The sequence below is a fragment of the Photobacterium sp. GSS17 genome, from assembly GCF_028621875.1.
GTDB classification, from domain to species: domain Bacteria; phylum Pseudomonadota; class Gammaproteobacteria; order Enterobacterales; family Vibrionaceae; genus Photobacterium; species Photobacterium ganghwense.
In genome coordinates this window covers 1675517-1694321 of record NZ_CP117518.1, presented here as the reverse complement: position 1 = coordinate 1694321, position 18805 = coordinate 1675517, and the positions used below count along the sequence as shown (strand labels likewise).

The following is an 18805-nucleotide window of genomic DNA, read 5'->3' as shown; positions in this document are numbered from 1 at the left end:
CCCTTCAATTTGACCGGCAGTGGCCGTTTAAGCCGCTTGTAGTCTGAATGATTGGGGATACTGTTTGTCTATTTATTCGTCAACTCATTTGTTTGTCTATTCATTTCATTGTCTAGTCGGCTTCATGAGCCAGTTGTAACGCCACAATAGAGCTATGTGCCAGCAAGCGAGGTTTTTATGATCATTGAACCTGTGATTCAAGGGGTGATAGCCCGTTCGGCTCATCCTTACGGTTGCCGCCAGGCCGTGCGGGAGCAGATTGAATATGTCCGCTCAGCCCCGCCAATTCAAGCCGGACCGAAACGGGTTCTGATCCTGGGTGCGTCCTCCGGTTTTGGACTGGCATCGCGTATCGCCCTGACTTTTGGGGGCGCAGAGGCCGATACTGTCGGAGTCTCTTTTGAACGAGGACCGAGCGAAAAAGGTGTGGGCTCAGCAGGCTGGTATAACAACATTTTTTTCCGTCAGGAAGCGGAACAAGCCGGTCGGGTGGCAACCAATATTATCGGAGATGCGTTTTCGCCGGAGGTGCGGGATCAGGTCATCAAAGCGATCAGAACCGATTTGGGTGGCCAGGTTGATTTAGTGGTCTATAGTCTGGCAACGGGCGTGCGTCCTGATCCCGCAACCGGCGAGTTGTGGCGTTCTGTGATTAAAACTGTGGGGGAACCACTGACCGGTCAGACGGTAAATCTCGAAACCGGGCAGCTGGACACCGTCACGGTGGATGCGGCGACGCCCGCCGAGATCGAAGCGACTGTCAAAGTGATGGGGGGTGATGACTGGGCTGCGTGGATAGATACGCTGCTGCAGGCCGGTGTACTGGCTCCCGGATGCCGCACTGTGGCGTATTCCTATATCGGACCGGCGATCACATATCCGATTTATCATCAGGGCACACTGGGGCGGGCGAAAGTGCATTTGCATGCCACAGCGGCTGCTATTAACCGCCAACTGAATGCCATTGGTGGCGGGGCGGATGTGGCTGTCTGCAAAGCTCTGGTGACCAAAGCCAGTGTATTTATCCCTGCACTTGGACCGTATATTCTGGCCCTGTTTAAGGTGATGAAAGAGAGCGGAACTCATGAAGGATGCATCGAGCAGATGCAACGGCTGTTTCAGTCCCGTCTCTATGGGCAGCAGCACATCGCGCGGGATGAGCAAGGGCTGATTAGAATGGATGACTGGGAAATGGCAGAAGACGTACAGCTGGCCGTCACTGAGCTAATTGCAATGATAACGCCGGAAAACTTTCAATCCGTTTCAGATTATGCCGGTTATCGGGAAGATTTCCTGAAATTAAACGGGTTTGGTCTGCAAGACGTCGATTACCATCAAGAGATTGATTTTCAAGAGCTAAAAGTGCTGGAACCTTAGTTTGTCGTTTTGACTGTGCCCTGTTTTTATTGGCTGACAGGGCTCTTGGTTGCGCTGACGGGGACTGTCAGAGTTTTAACTAGCCGAGTGGTTTTCGATGGCTTTATCTTTATGAAAGCGGGCTGTTCTGACAGCCTGTTTCGCACTTCTTTTGCGTTGTCTCTTTTATCTCTGCTCTGCCTCTTTCATCTCTGATTGCCTCGTCTTTTACCTTTTACCTTTTACCTTCTACCTTCTACCTTCTACCTTCTCTCTCTTTCTTATCTTTGTATCTTTATCTGTATTGGTATGCCCGATTCTGCTTGTGTATCGATTGGTGATGGGGAGAGGTTTATCGTGCCAGGAGTAGCTTCATATTGGTGGGTTTAACCGCTATAGCTGTCAAATATATGACGAGCATTGGTTAATAAATCGTCATATTTTTTTGGGGGTGACGATCAATATCACGTTATTTTGCTTTGTGGGATAGGCTAGACTGAATATATCTGTGTGATTTAACTATCAGTTTATTAATAATATCTTTTTATGTGAGGATATTTCTGGTGAATATGCATATTTATCTTTACAATTCAATTTATAAAAGAACAACAAAATGAAGGGCTCATGATTGAACGTCGTCATTTTCGTCGCATTCTTTACCGTGCTCCGGCTATGCTGCAACAGGCATCCGGAGAGTGGCGAGCAGAAGTACTGGATTTGTCCCTGAAGGGACTGCTGATGACTTGTCCTCACGACTGGCAATATAATTCACAAGATAACCAATATGTTATTGCTTTTTGTTTGCACGAAAGTGACATTGAACTGAGGCTGGAGGCCCGGTTGGTCAGTCATGACGCTAATTATCTCCATATGCATATACACCATATTGATATAGAAAGCGCCAGTCACCTTCGGCGTCTGGTCGAATTAAACGTGGGCACTGATGCGCTCTTACATCGAGAGTTAGAGCAACTCGCAGATTTACATCATGATGAAGAGCGGTAGCAGGTCCCCATGTCAGAAAACATTTGTATTTCGGTGTCTCATAGCCGAGGCACCTCGCATTATTTAATCAACCGCTTTAAGAAACGATATTTTGCTTTGGCCGCTGCCTCTGTGCTGGTATTAGCAGGAAGCGGCAGTTACAGCGTGTATTCCCTTTACGAGGAAAGCCAGCTGTCATCCAAGCAATTAAATGTGCTGAATAAGCAATCCCGCCATTTAATGGCGTCTTTGTCGGAAGAGAGTGAAGCGAACCGGGCACTACGCCAGGAGCTGGAAGAAAAGCGAGCCGAACTGGCGCTGCTGACACAGCGTATCGACGATGTTGAAGCGGTACTTGGTGTCAACGGTGAAGACGGTGAAGATATGTCGCTGCAAGCGCGGGTTGACAGTGCGGCTGTCAGTTCGGCGGTGCGGGCAACATTGTTCCGTCTTATTCCCAACGGCAGCCCAACGCCGGACACGCGGATGTCTTCCCGCTATGGCTCCCGCGTACACCCGGTTACTGGCAAGCAAAAATTCCACCACGGTCTCGACTTTTCAGCCAGAATTGGCACACCGATTTATGCACCGGCAGATGGGATTGTTGAAGTCGTGCGCTCGGGTAACAAAGGTTACGGTAACTTCATCCGCCTGAACCACTCATTTGGTTTTACCAGTTCTTACTCCCATATGAGTAAGTTCAATGTGAAACGCGGCAACTATGTCAACAAAGGTGACTTGCTGGGCTGGACGGGCAACTCGGGACTATCGACCGGGCCGCATCTGCATTATGAGATCCGTTTTTTGGATCGAACCCTGAATCCGCGTTTGTTTGTTGAATGGACGCCGGATAATTTCGAAAGCCTGTTTGAGAAAGAAAACAAGGTTCAGTGGGCGTCGCTGCTGGAGATGATCAATAATATGGTTTCGATGCAGGTACAGCTGACTCAAACGCCTCGTTACAACCCGACGTTGCAGACGGCCAATAATCTGGCTGAGCAACATTCGGACGGTGACCAGGTTCAGGTGTCAAAGCTGTAGTCCTGTGAGTGACTATTCTGTAAGTCATCATGAAGGGTAGCGGATGAGCCGGGAATTATATGTTGGGGTGATGTCAGGCACGAGTCTGGACGGAGTGGATGTGGCGCTGGTGGCGATAGAGCATGAGGCGTCCGACGCACAGCCGGTGTCAGTTAGCCTGCAGGCTCACTACGATCACCCGATGCCGGATGAGCTGAAACATGCTTTGCTGGAAGTCTGTCTCGGGCAAGCCACCAACTTGCGTCAGATCGGTGAACTGGATCACCGTCTCGGCCACTTGTTTGCGGATGCGGTGAATGCGCTGTTAAGGCAAAAGGGAATCTCTCCTCAGGATGTTACCGCCATTGGCAACCATGGCCAGACCGTGTATCACCATCCGGAGAGTGAATACCCATTTACCACCCAACTCGGGGATGCCAACATTATCGCGGCCAAAACCGGGATCACCACGGTGGCGGACTTTCGTCGCAAAGATATGGCGCTGGGTGGCCAGGGAGCACCTCTGGTACCGGCTTTTCACCGCATTTTATTCGCCCAGGCTAACTCGACGACAGTTGTCCTCAATATTGGCGGTATTGCGAATATCTCTGTGCTTCCGCCATCCCGTACTGTGGCTGGCATGGCAGGGGGAGCCGGGCAGAATGCTCGGGTAGACTCAAAAGCGGAAGCCATAACGGACGTTCACAGCGGGAAGGTTGTCGGTTATGACACGGGACCCGGTAATATGTTGATGGATGCCTGGATTTATCAGCAGCAGGGTGACAAGTATGATCGGGACGGCGCGTATGCCCGGTCTGGGCGTTGCCACGCGACCTTGTTGGCTCAGTTACTGAGCGATCCTTATCTGACCCAAACCTATCCGAAAAGCACTGGTCGGGAGCATTACAACCTGCCTTGGTTGAACGAGCAATTGGCACTTGTTGCTGCGGCAACAGGTGAACGGTTGGCTCCGGAAGATGTGCAGGCGACTTTGCTGGAGTTTACCGCCCGAACAATTGCAGATCAGGTACATACCTTTAAGTTTGGCGCAAGCCCACGCCTGTTGGTTTGCGGCGGCGGTGCGAACAATCCGGCGCTAATGGCACGATTGTCTGCGTTGCTGCCGGAATGGCTGGTGGGTAATACCCGTGATGAAGGGGTAGATGCGGACTACATGGAAGCGATGGCGTTTGCCTGGTTGGCCCGGCAGCGGATACACAACCAGCCGAGTAACGTGCCGGAAGTGACCGGAGCAAGCCGCCCTGCATCATTAGGTGTGATTTATCCGGCAGATTGATGTGCCTTAGGTCGACTTGGCTACCAGCTTGTTTGCTGAGTTGATTACCTGGTTAATTGTTGGATTTATTCTGGGGTAGCTGCAGGGTTAATTTCAGGTGCCCCAATAGCCTAAACTGGACGAGCAATGAGTCATCGCATATGACAGAAAATAAGCCGGTTTTAAACGCCGGCTTCTGAAACCTTATGGCTTCCGCTTTCGTAAAATTATCTCCGGTCACCACCATTCAGTCTTCATAAAAATATCGTCGAGGCTACAGACGTTTGGCTTCAATAAATACTAAGCTTAGCAGTGTCAATTGATACTATTTCCATGATGGCAGAAAAAATTGTGCGTTAAATACAGTATCGCCTTATTAAATGAGTATAGAGGTATTATAAATCTATCAATGAATGTTTTTCATTTCAGGGATTAGATTTTATTAGCGTAATAGCGACTTACTGCATGAAGCCAGTAGGTTTCTAAATATCAGAGAGTGAGTAAAATATTTCTGTGCGAAAGCAGTGTTTTATCAAATAAACCACTTGGTTTGTGGTATAACGCAGAATTTTTAAAATTGATTGGGTTATAAAAGCTTGCAATAGTTGTCATACTAAATTAAATGCATTAATAATAGAGGTAATAAATAAAATACAAATAACATAATTGTTATTAACTGGCTGGGTTTCATTTCATGCAAGGCATTCAATTTGATGTAATAGACTGGATGGCATTATCGCCGGGCATCAGTCAGCCTGAACAATGGGCCGACTGGCAGGCTAATGGATATGCCTGGCCAGATAATGAACATTTCGTCCCCAGTGATGCGATCCCTCCGATGCAAAAGCGGCGAATGAGCACCTTGAGCCGGTTAGCGGTTCAGGTGGCCGTGTCTCTGACTCGTGAACAATCGGTTGATTATATTGTGTTTTCCTGCCGCCATGGCGAACTGACCCGAACTAGCCAGCTGTTGCAATCGGTGTTAGCCGGACAACCGGCATCGCCGATGGCGTTTTCTCAGTCAGTCCACAATACCGCGACAGGACTGTTTACCATTATTGCCGGTCAGACCGTTGCGGCGACATCGGTATCGGCATCCCGCTCATCGTTGCACGCTGCTTGCATTGAAGCCGCGGCTTACCTGGCCTCAAATCCGACGCATCGCGTACTGCTGGTCGATTTTGATGAGCCTCTGCCTGATCCTTACGGTCAGTATGAAACGCAGGATTTCCGCGGTTATGCCCTGGGATTGTTGCTGACGTCTGGGCAAGAGTTTCTGGTCCAGGGGCAAAGACAATCAAACCGCCACGTAGGATTTCAGATTGACTCACCGGATTGCAGCCCTTTACCGCAAGGCTTGATGCTCGTAGACGCACTGGTGTCGAAAGCCCGGCGCTGGACGATGCGGGAACCCCGGTATTGCTGGCATTGGAAACGTGCCAGAACCTGAATTTTCTGCGTTACCCGACTGGGTGGGCAAGAACATGAAATAGAAAGGAGAAATGATCATGGAAAAATTACATCAGGAATTGAAAGCACTCATTATTGAAACGCTGAATCTGGAAGATCTTTCGATTGAGGATATTGAAACGACCGCGCCGCTGTTTGGTGATGGACTGGGATTAGACTCCATTGATGCGCTGGAACTGGGCCTGGCAATTAAAAATCAGTACAGCGTTATTCTCGATATGGATGACAGTAATACGCGGACTAATTTCGCATCGGTAGAAAATCTGGCCAAATTTATTTCTGAGCATCGTCCGTCAGCGTCACTCTGAATCCGAAAAGTCAACGAGCAATAGAAAATAAGGATGGAAGGCGTTGGCATTTAACGGCCATTTTTTATAGCGTACTTTTATGTCCGTAATAAATGTGTTTATTTTAAGACGCTAGTTTTACGGTGCTAGTTTTATGCGTTGGTTTGAATGCACTGGTTTTTAAACCTCTGGATTTTAAGACACTGGTATTTAAGATCATGCTTTTAGGCCGTATTTCAATCATGTTAAACAGCCACATTTTTAGCGATGGCAGTTAAGCAATAGTTTATCAATGTGATGATGAAATATGGGCCTGCCGTCTTTAATCGGCGCCACTTCACGCGGCTATTGATTTCTGACTTTTCACCGTTTCTGAAGGCTAGACATTCTGTCTTTAATCACTGGCAGAATGTTGCGTCGGTAATACAGACTAAGGATAGCGAATGGCATTGAATCACCAGCAAATCGGATCGCCGTTACCCAGATCGCCGTTGTCTATATCGTTGTCCTCTTTGCTGGGGACGGAACGTCCACGGACGCTTCGGGTGGCATCTGGTATTCAGGGCACAAAGCAGTGGAAGGACTATTGCTGTGATGTCGGGTATTGGCAGCGGGTCTTGCGCCAACGATCAGAGCAACGCTGGGCATTGTGTTTTGACGATAGTTATTGGCTTGCCGTGGCATTTATGGCTGCGGCTTGTGCCGGTAAAGTGTTGGTGCTGCCCGGCAATATACGCCCTGGTGCACTGGCAGAATTAGCGGATCAGTTTGATGGTGTGCTTAGTGATACAGAATTAATCGTCGGGTCAGCATCAGTACCGTTACTTGTTGTTTGTGGCCTTAATACCACCACAGAGCAGGATGTCAGAACGGAAAGGGAAGACACTCTGGTGTCCCCGATTGCGTTGCTGCCAAGTTTATCGGCGGAACGACCTGAGCTGTTTGAGCTGATTGAGCCGCTGGTACTGTCAGACATTTCCCTGATTTTGTTTACGTCTGGTTCCAGTGGTGCGCCTAAACCTGTTTATAAAACACTCGATTTACTGGATGCGGAAATTCAGGGGCTGGAAGCCTGTTGGGGGGCAATGTTTGACGAGCATGACGCTTTGTCTCCTGAGGCGGGGAGGCAAGGCGGCAGTGGCGACAGCAAAGGGGCCTTATTGATCACCAGTACGGTTTCCCACCAGCATATCTATGGCTTGTTATTCCGGGTGTTATGGCCCTTGTGCACCGGACGATGCTTCGCCCGCACTAACTGGTTGTACCCGGAGCAAGTTATTCAGAACGCGTCACCGGATGTCGTATTGATCACCAGTCCGGCGTTGCTGAAACGGTTGACAACGGCATCAGCCCAATCCTATCGCGGTGTATTTTCCTCCGGCGGGCCACTGTCAGTCGAGGTGTCTCGGCGGGTGGCGAAGCTGTTGGGGCTGCCACCGATTGAAATTTACGGCAGTACCGAGACTGGCGGAATTGCTCACCGCCAGCAGGTCGTCGCTCAGCAAGCTTTTATCCAGCAGGCCATTACTCAGCCAGCTCTTGCTCAGAAAGTTCCTACTCAGAAAGCTCTCACTCAGAACAGTACGCAGAGTGCCGAATCGGCGACCGTCCAGACTGATGAGAATGAACAGGCGTGGCAGCTTTTCCCGGGGCTGGAAGCCCGACTCAGTCCGCAACAATGCCTAATGCTGCGATCTCCCTATCTGCCCTCGAACGATTGGTATGTCACTCAGGATGCCTGTGAATTACGGCCTGAGGGCAAGTTTCATCTCAAAGGACGGGTCGATCGGGTAGTGAAAATCGAAGAAAAGCGCATCTCGCTGCCGGAGGTGGAAGGGCGGCTTTCGCAACATCGCTGGATTGCGGATGCAGCAGTCATTGAAGATAAGCAGTACCAACGTGCGCAGTTAGCCGCCGTGCTGACATTGTCACCCGATGGGCTGGCTGCGTTTGAACGGCTGGGCAAAGGGCCGTTTGCCGTGTCATTACGTCAGGCCATGCGGGAGTGGGTGGAACCGGTCGGTATTCCTCGGCGTTTCCGTTTTGTCGAGGCCATTCCGGTTAATGCACAGGGAAAGCGTCAGTGGTCAGAACTGGTGAGTTTATTCTCCGCAACGGACGGTTTGCGTCCGAAGGTGAGTAATGACAAAGACAAGCCAATGAGAAAAGGGAAGCAATGAACAGGGATAAACGAGATCAACAGACACGTTTTCCGACCGTGTTGCAAGAAACCGTTCGTGGCAATGTCTGTGAACTGTTATGCCGGATAGACCCGGAGATTATCTATTTTTCCGGCCATTTTGACGCGCAGCCGGTGTTACCCGGCGTGGCGCAACTCAAATGGGCGGTCACCTGTGCTGTGACTTACCTGCAGACCCCGGATCGGTTTGGCGGGATGGAGTCTGTAAAGTTTCAGGCACCGATCCTACCAGCCGCAACGGTTGTGTTGGCGGTTGAATGGCTACCTGAAAAGCACAAGCTTAAATTTGCCTACCGCTCCCCGGATGGTCACCACCAGCATGCCTCAGGGGTTATCTCACTTTTCCCGCTTGCTGCTCAGCGATCTAACCGCTCAGCATGTTGACTGCTATTAAAACGAGAACAGTTAGTTAGAACGAACCCGGCGAGACATAACGAACAAGGCTAGGCAAAACAAGGAACATGTTATGACGACTCAGAAACCTCAACCCATTCGATTTGGTGCCGGGCGGCTGACGATTGAAGATGTCATTGCCATTGCTGATGGTGCCCCGGCAGCCATGAACCAGGACGCGGCGTTTACCGCCAAAATTGACCGTGGCGTTGCTTTTCTGGAGCGATTACTGCAGGACGATGGGGTCATTTATGGGGTGACAACCGGTTATGGTGACTCCTGTACGGTTGCGATCCCCCCAGAGCTGGTGCCTGAATTACCGCTGCATCTGACCCGTTTTCACGGCTGCGGACTGGGTGAACATTTGACTCAACATCAGGCTCGCGCCGTACTGGCAACCCGGCTGTGCTCATTATCACAAGGGGTCTCCGGTGTGAGCCATGAGCTGTTGAATCAGATAGTCACCTTGCTCAATCTGGGGATTTCGCCCTATATCCCACAGGAAGGTTCGGTGGGAGCCAGCGGGGATTTAACGCCCTTGTCTTATCTGGCTGCCGCCTTAGTTGGCGAACGGGAAGTCATTTATCGCGATGCGGTACGCCCCACGGCGGAGGTTTTTGCTGAACTTGGCATTACTCCGCTGACATTGCGTCCGAAAGAAGGACTGGCGCTGATGAACGGCACGTCGGTGATGACCGCTTTGGCTTGTCTGGCATTCAGCCGGGCGGAATATCTGGCGCAGCTGGCGACACGAATCACCGCCATGGTATCGGTTGCGATGCAGGGGAATGACTTCCATTTTGATGAAGCGCTTTTCGCGGTTAAACCGCATCCCGGTCAACAGCAGATTGCCGCCTGGCTGCGGGCTGATCTGCAAAGCGATGCCCCGCCGGCAAACAGCGACCGCCTTCAGGACCGGTATTCACTGCGTTGTGCGCCTCATGTGATTGGGGTGTTGCAAGACACGCTGCCCTGGTTGCGCCAGCTGATCGAAAATGAGCTGAACAGTGCCAACGACAATCCCATTATTGATGGCGATAACGAACGGGTGCTGCATGGCGGCCATTTTTACGGCGGTCACATTGCCATGGCTATGGATACCCTGAAAACGGCAGTGGCGAATCTGGCAGATCTGCTGGATCGCCAAATGGCGCAGTTACTGGATCATAAATTCAATAACGGCCTGCCCAGAAACCTGAGTGGTGCGCAAGGAAATCGAGCGTCCATTAATCATGGCTTCAAGGCAGTACAAATCGGGATCTCAGCCTGGACGGCAGAAGCGTTGAAGCACACGATGCCGGCCAGTGTCTTTTCTCGTTCCACCGAGTGCCACAACCAGGACAAAGTCAGTATGGGGACTATTGCGTCCCGCGACTGTTTGCGGGTACTGGAGTTGACCGAGCAGGTAGCGTCGGCGGCTTTGCTGGCGTCAACGCAGGCGATGGTACTGCGTTTGCGTCAGGGCGAGTTGCAGCCGGAGCAACTCAGCCCGGCCCTCCATGGAATGTTGTACGCCGTGCTGGAGGATTTCGAGCCGGTGGTTGAAGACCGCCCGCTTGAAGCCGATTTACGCCGCGTGGTGCATATGATTCAACACCAGCAGTGGTTGCTCTATCCGCATCCTCAGGAGCCGCGAAACCGGGTATCCGGTCATAAGGACGGATGATGAATAGCAACAAACCCATTTATATTCACGCCTGCGGCATCCATTGTGCCCTCGGGTTATCCCGTTCGGTGATTCATCACAGCTTGCAAAGCGGCGATGCCCCCGGCATGCAAGTGACCACAGACAGCCTGAACAGTGGCGGGCAAACGGTGGTTGGCAGAGCTGTTGATCCTCTGCCGGAGATTCCGGCAAGGTTTAGCCATCAGAATACTTACAACAACCGGCTGGCACTGTCTGCTTTGAATGATATTAAGCCGGAGATTGAACATGCTATCGCCCGCTATGGGCGTGAACGGGTCGCGGTGATCGTCGGCACCAGCACCTTTGGTATGGCTGACGGGGAAGCGGCGATGACCGCGTTTCTGGAAAATGGCGCGTTCCCGGACGATTACCACTATCACCAGCAAGAGCCGGACAATACGGCGGAATTTATTGCTGACTATTTCGATATCCTGGGGCCGGTATACACCTTGTCAACGGCGTGTACATCCAGTGCGCGGGCGTTGATTTCGGCTAAGCGCTTGCTGGAGTCCGGTCTGGTTGATGCGGTGTTGGCAGGGGGTGCGGATTCTCTGTGTCAGCTCACACTGAACGGTTTCCATGGGCTGGATGCACTCTCTTCAGAACGCTGTAATCCGTTCAGTCAGAACCGGAACGGGATCAATATCGGCGAGGGCGCGGCGTTTCTGTTGCTGAGTCGTGAGCCGCGAATTCATGAGGGGGAGCCCAATACGCCACATATAGCTTTGCTGGGAACCGGAGACAGTTCCGATGCGCATCATATTTCTGCTCCCCATCCGGATGGGCTGGGCGCTGAAAGGGCGATGCGTCGTGCATTGGCTGATGCGGGCTTATCGCCCGCGCAGATTGGTTACATCAATGCCCACGGAACCGCCACGCAGCTGAATGATGCGATGGAAAGCCTCGCCATTGTCCGGGTGTTTGGGTCGCAGGTGCTGGTCAGTTCCACCAAACCCCTGACTGGCCACACTCTGGGAGCGGCTGGTGCCGTGGAAGCCGCCATTTGCTGGCATGTGTTACACCATCAGTTGCCCCTGCCGACTCAGGTAAACGACGGCGAGATCGGTGATATACCAATTTCACTGGTGTCACCGGGGATGGCACTGCGTCAGCCGGCTATTATGAGTAACTCTTTTGCTTTTGGCGGCAATAACGTCAGCTTGATTTTTGGAGTGTTGTGATGCGAGAACTGCCTGAGTTGTCTTATCTATTACCTCATACCAAACCGATGCTGATGGTTGATGAGCTGGTGGCGGTGGGGCCGGAACAGGTTCACTGCCGTACGCGTGTGTCCGGTCTTAACCCGTTTTTTGATGCGCAGCGTCAGCATCTGCCGGGCTATGTCGGGATCGAGCTGCTGGCACAAACGGTGGCTGGCTGGGCCGGCTATCAGGCCTGGCAGGCCGGTCGACAGCCCGATATCGGTTTCTTACTGGGCAGCCGCCGTTATCACTCTGAGGTTTCGGCTTTTGATGTCGGCACCGTGCTGGATTTGTATGGTGAACGCATTCTGGACAATCAGGGCATGGCGGTATTTTCATGCCGTATTGAGATTGAGGGACAGAGTGTGGCGACCTGTCAGTTGAATGTGTACGTCCCAGCGACGGCGAAACTGGCGCAAATGGTGGTTAATCCGCATGACAAGGAGCAAAGAACGTGACCAGACAGGTATTAGTAACCGGTGCCAGCAAAGGCATTGGTCGGGCCATCGCCTGCCAGTTGGCCAAAGACGGCTTTACGCTGGTGGTGCACTACGGTCGAGATGAATCCGGGGCCAGGCAGACGCTGGATGAGATTCAATATCTGGGAGGTCGAGGCAGATTGATTCAGTTTGATATTCGGGATCGGGCGCAGTGTCGCCAGCAACTGGAAAACGACATTGAGCAGCACGGCGCTTATTACGGTATTGTCAGCAACGCCGGTGTCACACTGGATATGGCTTTTCCGGCGATGACCGAAGAGGCATGGGACGGTGTGGTACACACCAATCTGGACAGTTTTTACAATGTGCTTCATCCCTGTGTAATGCCGATGGTGAAAAACCGGCAAGGTGGGCGCATTGTCACGCTGGCGTCCGTGTCGGGGCTGATGGGAAACCGCGGCCAGACCAATTACAGCGCTGCCAAGGCCGGAGTCATTGGTGCGACCAAAGCGTTGGCACTGGAACTGGCGAAGCGAAATATCACCGTGAACTGCGTAGCACCGGGGCTGATTGAGACCGGGTTGGTGGATGATAATCTCAAAGCGCAGGTTTTGCCGCAGATCCCAATACGGCGTGCCGGAAAGCCTGAAGAAGTGGCGGGGCTGGTCAGCTACTTAATGTCAGACATCGCAGGATACGTGACACGTCAGGTGATTTCGGTGAATGGCGGGTTATTGTAATCGGGTTATGGTAGTAGCAAGCCGGATGCCGAAGATATGTTGAAACCTTGAAACCTTGAAACCTTGAAACCTGAAAAATATGTGCGCGTAACAGTGATCAAGCGCGGTTATTTACAACTGTTCACACATTGCCAAGCTATACCTCGCTTGCTGATTGATGGCGGTAAGTGTAGATTCTTTCTCAGTTTTTAATTTTAACAACGCGAGCACTTGAGCCACAGTGAGTGCCGGTGTTTCGGTAAATGGGTTTGCCGGATATAGCACAGATAATGGCCAGATAAGTGGCTGGTTTGCGGATGTAATCAGGCTTTGGCATTAAATGAACACTTCAAAGCAACACCGCCAATTAACACTTTGTATCAACACCATGATTCAATACCTTGAATCAACACCTTGAATCAGGGCTCAGGACAGGGGAAAGGACGAAAAATGAACTGGAAACTGGGAATCGTGATCTGTTGTTTGCCGTTGGTCAGTCAGGCTCAAGAGCAGGCGTTGCCGCTGGGGCCAATATTGGCTGAACAGCAGGCACAACGCGAAGAACGCGCCCTTGGTGATGTGTTCATTGATGCGTCCCGCCAGTCATCCCAGACCTTTGAATTTATTGGTGAAGGCAGCCGACCGGTGCATAACCGGATGGTGGATGAAAACAGTATTAATCAAAATGTGAACACGGTAGCCCCGACCGAATTTGGTGCGGGCATGCGCTTTCGGGCCACTGACGATTTCAGTATTTCCGTCAAAGCGGGAGGTGAAGTCCGAAATGATCGGGATCTGGATGTTGACAGTGGCTCGGTAAACTTTGAGTTTGGTTTCTAATTCGCGGCACCTTTTTTGTCCCCATTCCTTTCATGTACCCGCTCTCTGTCTCTCGCGTGGCAGTTTTCCCCTGTGCTTTACACCTGACATAGAGCGCAGGGAATCTAATGCAGGAAAATTAACGCCGGGCACTTAACCCCGTCGCGCTATCTACGGCATGACATCCGTTTAACTGCATAGTCTTATCTTCTATCTTCTATCTTCTATCTTCTATCTTCTATCTTCTTGTTTGGGCTTTTCTCTTGTTCCATCTTCCCTTTTCCTCAGATTCAGCGCTTCCCCGGCGTTCGGTATTTTAGCCCCATTTCTTAACCCTTTGTCATTAAGAAAAGGGGCCTATTAACAATGTTATTTGAAGTGGTTAGCGGTTATGCAGCATCTCAATCAGATGAAGAAAGAGTGCGCTGGCTGTCTCAATCAGGGCATCCGGAAAATCGTAGTCCGGATTATGCAGTTGCGGGTGGCTTTCACCACTGCCCACACAAAACAAGGCACCAGGCCAACAGGCCAGAAATTCGGCAACGTCTTCTGACCAGCGCATCGGCTCTTGCAGCTGGTAGACAGGAAGCCCCAGTTCACTGGCGGCACGCTGCACCAGTTCATTGTGGTGATGTGTGTTAACCGCTGCGTTAAATGATTCCTGCCAACTCACCTGATAGCGCAGCCCGGTTTGCTCACTGTATGTCCGGGTTGCGGCTTCTACCGCGTGCTGCATTGCCTTGAGGACATCACTCTGTTCACTGCGCAGAGTAGCGAGCAGTTGGGCGTCGCCTGGCGCGGTACCAAACGCGGGCTCACCCAGTGTGGCATGAATGATGGTCACTAACGAGAACACATCAGGGAATCGGGTCGGGAGTTGTTGTAACTCCTGCATTAGCGCGATGAGGGTGTTGGTTGGGTTAATGCCGTTTTCCGGTTTGGCAGCATGGGAGGTTTTGCCTTCCAGGGTAATGGTGACACCGGTTGAAGCACAGGCAAACGTTTCGGGACGGGTGATCACGGTATTGAGCGGGTAACCCGGCAGATTGTGGTACGCGAATACATTATTGACGGCCTGACCGGCCAGCCACGGATCTCGCAACATGTCAGCCGCACCGGTGCCCGTCTCCTCCGCCGGTTGAAACAGTAGCAGGACGCTGCCAGAGACTGGCGGGTGGCTGGCGAGGTGGCGTGCAACCGCCATCATGCTGGCAGTATGGCCATCATGGCCGCAGGCATGCATGACTCCGGGATGTTGCGAGCAGTGTGCATGGTCGCTTTTTTCCACAATCGGCAGGGCATCAAAATCAGCGCGCAGCAAGGTTGTCGTGCCGGGCCGGGTACCGCGGATTTCACACACAATACCGTGACCGCCAATGTTTGTCCTGGGCGTAAGCCCGAATGCGTTAAGTTGGCTGATGATGCGTTGCGCCGTTGTCTGTTCTTTTCCCGATAGTTCTGGGAATTGGTGCAGGGTGCGGCGAAACAGGATGGGGTCAAAATTCTGTGTCGGTAACGTCTTTTCCATAGCGCATCACAATCGAAATAGTGAACAAGTTGAATAGGTTACGCCCGGTGGGGTGAGAAGGTTGTGAGCGGGATCGCAACCTTAGGAGACGCTGCGTGTTGAAGAAAGCATTGCCGTACTTACGTGAGCGGAAAGGTATCATTCTGGGGGGACGGCGATTATAATCAAAACTGTACTAATTGGTACAGTTTTGGTCGGGCGGGAGGCATGATGCAACCATCTCTGAAACTCGCTGTACGTCCTTCAACGGTCGTCAAACAGCAAAAAATCCTGGAAGTTGCCACGATCTTGTTTCTTGAGCAGGGCTATAGAGATACAGCACTGGATCAGATCGTTCAGCGTTGCGGTGGCTCCAAACAAACCCTTTATCGTTATTTCGGCTGCAAAGAAGGCTTGTTCAAAGCGGTACTGGCTCACAATCTTGAGTCGTTGGAAGACGTGTTCGATTTTTCAGAAAAAGCGTCTTTGCCGGTGGAATCGTGCCTGGTGAGTTTCGGGCAGGATTACATTCATCGGCTGTGTACCAATCCGGTGCTGGGATTGTATCGGATCGTCGCGGCGGACTTTCATCAGCACGCAGACATTACAGATTTCTTTCTTGCCAACGGGCCGGATAAAAAACATCAGTATCTGATCGCGTATCTGGCTTCAGATAAGGTGGCACAGCAGCTGGCCATTCCGTCGCCAGAGCAGGCATGCTGCAACTTGTTGGCTTTGTTGAAGCAGGATTTTTTTTATACCACGCTGCTGGGTAAACCTTTGCCCGATAAGAAGTGTCTGGATCAACAGATCCGCCAGTCGGTATCGGCATTTATTCGGATGTACCAGCCAGCTCGGTAAGTTGATTACCAAGCTGTTTGTTTAAGTCAGGCAGCTCATGTTTCACCGGGCAGAATCCCAAACAGGGGACGCGTTATGTCATCATTAAAACTGGACTCGCTGAAGTTGTTTCAGCATGTGGTCGCGCAGGGCGGCATTACACAGGCGGCTGATTTTCTGGCGATGCCGAAGTCCAGCGTCAGTCGGAAAATGAAAGAGCTGGAAGAGGCGTTTAACGTCAAGCTGATCAGCCGCAGTGCGCGTTACTTCGCGTTAACCGAGGCCGGTGAAATTTTTTATGCCCGCAGTCTTGATGTGCTTTCTCAGGTTGAGGTGCTGGAGCAGGAAATGGCGGTTCATCGTCAGGAAATTGCCGGTAAGATCAGCATTTTGTGTGTATCGCCTTTGCTGAAATGTATCGGTGAGCATCTGCGTGAATTTTGTCGCCAGTACCCGGGCATCGAACTGGAGTTCCATGCGCAGGAAGTTGTGGAGCGGAATATTCCCAAGCGGCGTTTTGATTTGCTCATCCAGCTTGAAAAACCGGTGATCAGCAACCTTATCGCTCGAACCATCGGTGACATGTATGCTGATTATTATGCGAGCCCTGATTACCTCGCGGAGTTCGGTTGTCCGACTGAGCCGGAAGAATTACTCAGCCATAAGCTGATTTTTCGCGAGCTGTCGCAAGATCAACTTAAGCAGTGGTGGTTTCAGGACCCAGTGCGCGTGATGGATCTGGGCCCAGCCAGTATGACGGTGGTTGATTCGTCAGATATGGCACTGACCCTGGCCCGGCAGGGCTTCGGGATTGCAATGTTGCCGGATATTCAGGTGATTCCGGCGTTGCAAGATAAGGAACTGGTTCCTCTGTTCGGTCAGCGACATCGCAGGTGTTTACCGGTCAATCTGGTGTATCACGATCGCGAACATATCCCCCGTCGTGTCAGGTTGCTGATTGATTTTCTGACGGTCAATTTTGCGGAGGCAGCGGCTAAATACTCACTGCCTCAACGTTAGGGGCATTTTAGTCTTACAGTGGAAATGAATGTCTATTTTTGCTTTTTAACCATTTTCTTGCCAATCAGGATCACCGGCGCCATGAGCAATACAGCCAGTACAAAAAAGAGGAACGTGTTGTTGAGCGACAGGGTTGACACTTCCAGCTGTAAGGTCTGGCTGAGCTGACCGGCGTTTAACTGGCCGGAAGGCAAAAAGCCTTGGGTCAGAACGGCACGCTGTACGGCTTGAGTGTATTGCTCAATGGTCTGGCTGCCGTGATCCAGCGTCCGGGACAACTCGGTCATCGACTCTGAGCTGGTTACCTGCATGATTCGGGCGAAAATGGCAGAGCCAATCAGTCCCCCGAATGTCCTGCAAATGTAGAAGACACTTATCCCTTCCGGGCGTTGCTCCGGCTTAAAATGTGCCAGCATGGCGATGGTCACGGACACATTGAGCAGCCCCACTCCCAGTCCCCGCAGACACAGGGGGAACAGTAGGGCCTCCGGGCCGACATAGCTCGGCAGATGGCTGAACATGACGATGGAAATGATCATCAAAACCACCCCGATAGGCGTGATCATGTCGCTGGGAAACCGATTCTGGTTGGCGGCCGCCACACTGATTAACATACCGACGCACATTGCCTGAAACGACGGCAGTTGGATCAGCCCGGCGTTTTCGTGGCTGTAGTGCATTACATGGCTGAGAAAGTTAGCCACCAGCGCCCCGCTGGCCGTGACAGCGAACCCCGCCAGAAACCCGTTATACATAAAGACGTTATTATGCAAATTGGTCAGCACTTTGTGATTGATGGTGTGACCGGTGCGCTGAGCAGCTTTCATCAGAGCCATTGCGCCCAGCGCCAGTACCGCCACCACCAGTGTGGCTTGCTGAAAGAAAGTATGATCAAACCAGTTGTAATAGCTACCGCGCATGAGCAGAAACACCGCGAGTGTTATGCCGCCGGCCATGATCAGATAGGGCAGGGCATGGGATTTTTTCGCGCTATCAAATGGCGCAACATCGGCGATAAAGTCGGCCTGAAAACGGGCAATCAGCAGTATGCCTGCGAGCAGATATGAAAGCAGCTGCCACTCAATCGTATCTGCCAGCCAGGACAACAGCCAAGGGTAAACACCCATAGGTAATAAGGTTGAACACAGCAGAATCAGCGCCGTGATGAGCGTCATTTCCCGGTAGTTACAGCCATCGAGTACCAGCAGGTTTATACTGACCATGATCAGGCTCGCACAGACGCCGAGCACCAGCCATACCCCGCCATGGATCCCCGGCATCTGAATGGTGTTTGCCAGCACCAGGTGCGACAGTGCTGCCAGTACTAATGTCTGGCACAGCACGCTGTTGGGCCGAAAACGGCGCATAATGAGCGGGGTAAACAGCAGAGTGACTATCTGGGCAATGGTAAATCCGATATTCAGATAGCTGATCTCATCGAGAGAAAGGCCATTACTGGCGGCCATATGGGTAGATATAGCCTTGAACATCGCCGAAGTCAGGCCGACGGGCAGCATTGCTGACAACGCCAGAACGGCCAGGGAAAGCGAACGCTTCATACACGTGATCCTATGGGGCTGACGAG

Annotated in this window: 17 protein-coding genes; 15 read left to right on the top strand and 2 right to left on the bottom strand. The window is 51.7% G+C overall.

Going from position 1 to position 18805, the window contains the following annotated elements; translation table 11 throughout:
• The first annotated feature begins 177 nt into the window (after positions 1-177).
• The 13 genes from fabV to PGW97_RS23980 all read left to right on the top strand — a co-directional run bounded on the left by fabV (position 178) and on the right by PGW97_RS23980 (position 13874).
• A complete protein-coding gene (gene fabV / locus PGW97_RS24040) occupies positions 178-1377 on the top strand; it encodes an enoyl-ACP reductase FabV (RefSeq protein ID WP_273860054.1) in 1200 nt (399 codons plus the stop codon).
• A 603-nt stretch (positions 1378-1980) separates the two neighbouring features.
• On the top strand, positions 1981-2361 hold the full coding sequence (locus PGW97_RS24035; protein WP_047885042.1) for a PilZ domain-containing protein: 381 nt from the start codon (positions 1981-1983) through the stop codon (positions 2359-2361).
• A gap of 9 nt (positions 2362-2370) precedes the next feature.
• Positions 2371-3381 (top strand): M23 family metallopeptidase, encoded by a 1011-nt coding sequence (locus PGW97_RS24030; protein WP_047885043.1) that lies wholly within the window; start codon positions 2371-2373, stop codon positions 3379-3381.
• A 43-nt stretch (positions 3382-3424) separates the two neighbouring features.
• A complete protein-coding gene (locus PGW97_RS24025; RefSeq protein WP_273860053.1) occupies positions 3425-4657 on the top strand; it encodes an anhydro-N-acetylmuramic acid kinase in 1233 nt (410 codons plus the stop codon).
• Positions 4658-5330: 673 nt separating this feature from the next.
• The gene (locus PGW97_RS24020; protein WP_273860052.1) at positions 5331-6086 is read left to right on the top strand and encodes a beta-ketoacyl synthase chain length factor; all 756 of its coding nucleotides are present in this window, start codon (positions 5331-5333) and stop codon (positions 6084-6086) included.
• Between the two features lie 58 nt (positions 6087-6144).
• On the top strand, positions 6145-6414 hold the full coding sequence (locus PGW97_RS24015; protein ID WP_273860051.1) for a phosphopantetheine-binding protein: 270 nt from the start codon (positions 6145-6147) through the stop codon (positions 6412-6414).
• A gap of 422 nt (positions 6415-6836) precedes the next feature.
• Positions 6837-8573, top strand: coding sequence for an AMP-binding protein (locus tag PGW97_RS24010; RefSeq protein ID WP_273860050.1), 1737 nt, complete (start codon positions 6837-6839; stop codon positions 8571-8573).
• Positions 8570-8977 carry an ApeI family dehydratase gene (locus PGW97_RS24005; RefSeq protein ID WP_273860049.1) on the top strand — a complete coding sequence of 136 codons (408 nt, stop codon included), beginning with the start codon at positions 8570-8572 and terminating at the stop codon, positions 8975-8977. Before PGW97_RS24010 ends, PGW97_RS24005 begins: the two co-directional genes overlap by 4 nt.
• An 82-nt stretch (positions 8978-9059) precedes the next feature.
• Entirely contained in the window at positions 9060-10652 is a 1593-nt protein-coding gene (locus PGW97_RS24000; protein ID WP_273860048.1) for an HAL/PAL/TAL family ammonia-lyase, read from the top strand.
• A complete protein-coding gene (locus tag PGW97_RS23995) occupies positions 10652-11854 on the top strand; it encodes a beta-ketoacyl-[acyl-carrier-protein] synthase family protein (protein WP_273860047.1) in 1203 nt (400 codons plus the stop codon). The genes PGW97_RS24000 and PGW97_RS23995 overlap by 1 nt, the downstream gene beginning before the upstream one ends.
• Positions 11854-12333 (top strand): hotdog family protein, encoded by a 480-nt coding sequence (locus PGW97_RS23990; RefSeq protein WP_047885050.1) that lies wholly within the window; start codon positions 11854-11856, stop codon positions 12331-12333. The genes PGW97_RS23995 and PGW97_RS23990 overlap by 1 nt, the downstream gene beginning before the upstream one ends.
• The gene (locus tag PGW97_RS23985) at positions 12330-13055 is read left to right on the top strand and encodes a 3-ketoacyl-ACP reductase FabG2 (protein ID WP_047885051.1); all 726 of its coding nucleotides are present in this window, start codon (positions 12330-12332) and stop codon (positions 13053-13055) included. Before PGW97_RS23990 ends, PGW97_RS23985 begins: the two co-directional genes overlap by 4 nt.
• Before the next feature lie 429 nt (positions 13056-13484).
• Positions 13485-13874 (top strand): hypothetical protein, encoded by a 390-nt coding sequence (locus tag PGW97_RS23980; RefSeq protein WP_047885052.1) that lies wholly within the window; start codon positions 13485-13487, stop codon positions 13872-13874.
• A 361-nt stretch (positions 13875-14235) separates the two neighbouring features.
• Here PGW97_RS23980 and PGW97_RS23975 read toward each other — a convergent pair whose 3' ends face one another.
• Positions 14236-15381, bottom strand: coding sequence for an amidohydrolase (locus PGW97_RS23975; protein WP_273860046.1), 1146 nt, complete (start codon positions 15379-15381; stop codon positions 14236-14238).
• 207 nt (positions 15382-15588) lie between these two features.
• Between PGW97_RS23975 and PGW97_RS23970 the strand changes: the two genes are divergently transcribed.
• Both PGW97_RS23970 and PGW97_RS23965 read left to right on the top strand, forming a co-directional pair.
• The gene (locus PGW97_RS23970; RefSeq protein WP_248827373.1) at positions 15589-16221 is read left to right on the top strand and encodes a TetR/AcrR family transcriptional regulator; all 633 of its coding nucleotides are present in this window, start codon (positions 15589-15591) and stop codon (positions 16219-16221) included.
• A 75-nt stretch (positions 16222-16296) separates the two neighbouring features.
• Positions 16297-17220 carry a LysR family transcriptional regulator gene (locus PGW97_RS23965; protein ID WP_273860045.1) on the top strand — a complete coding sequence of 308 codons (924 nt, stop codon included), beginning with the start codon at positions 16297-16299 and terminating at the stop codon, positions 17218-17220.
• 32 nt (positions 17221-17252) lie between these two features.
• Here the strand turns inward: PGW97_RS23965 and PGW97_RS23960 are convergent, their stop codons facing one another.
• Positions 17253-18779 carry an MFS transporter gene (locus PGW97_RS23960; protein ID WP_273860044.1) on the bottom strand — a complete coding sequence of 509 codons (1527 nt, stop codon included), beginning with the start codon at positions 18777-18779 and terminating at the stop codon, positions 17253-17255.
• Between the last annotated feature and the right edge of the window lie 26 nt (positions 18780-18805).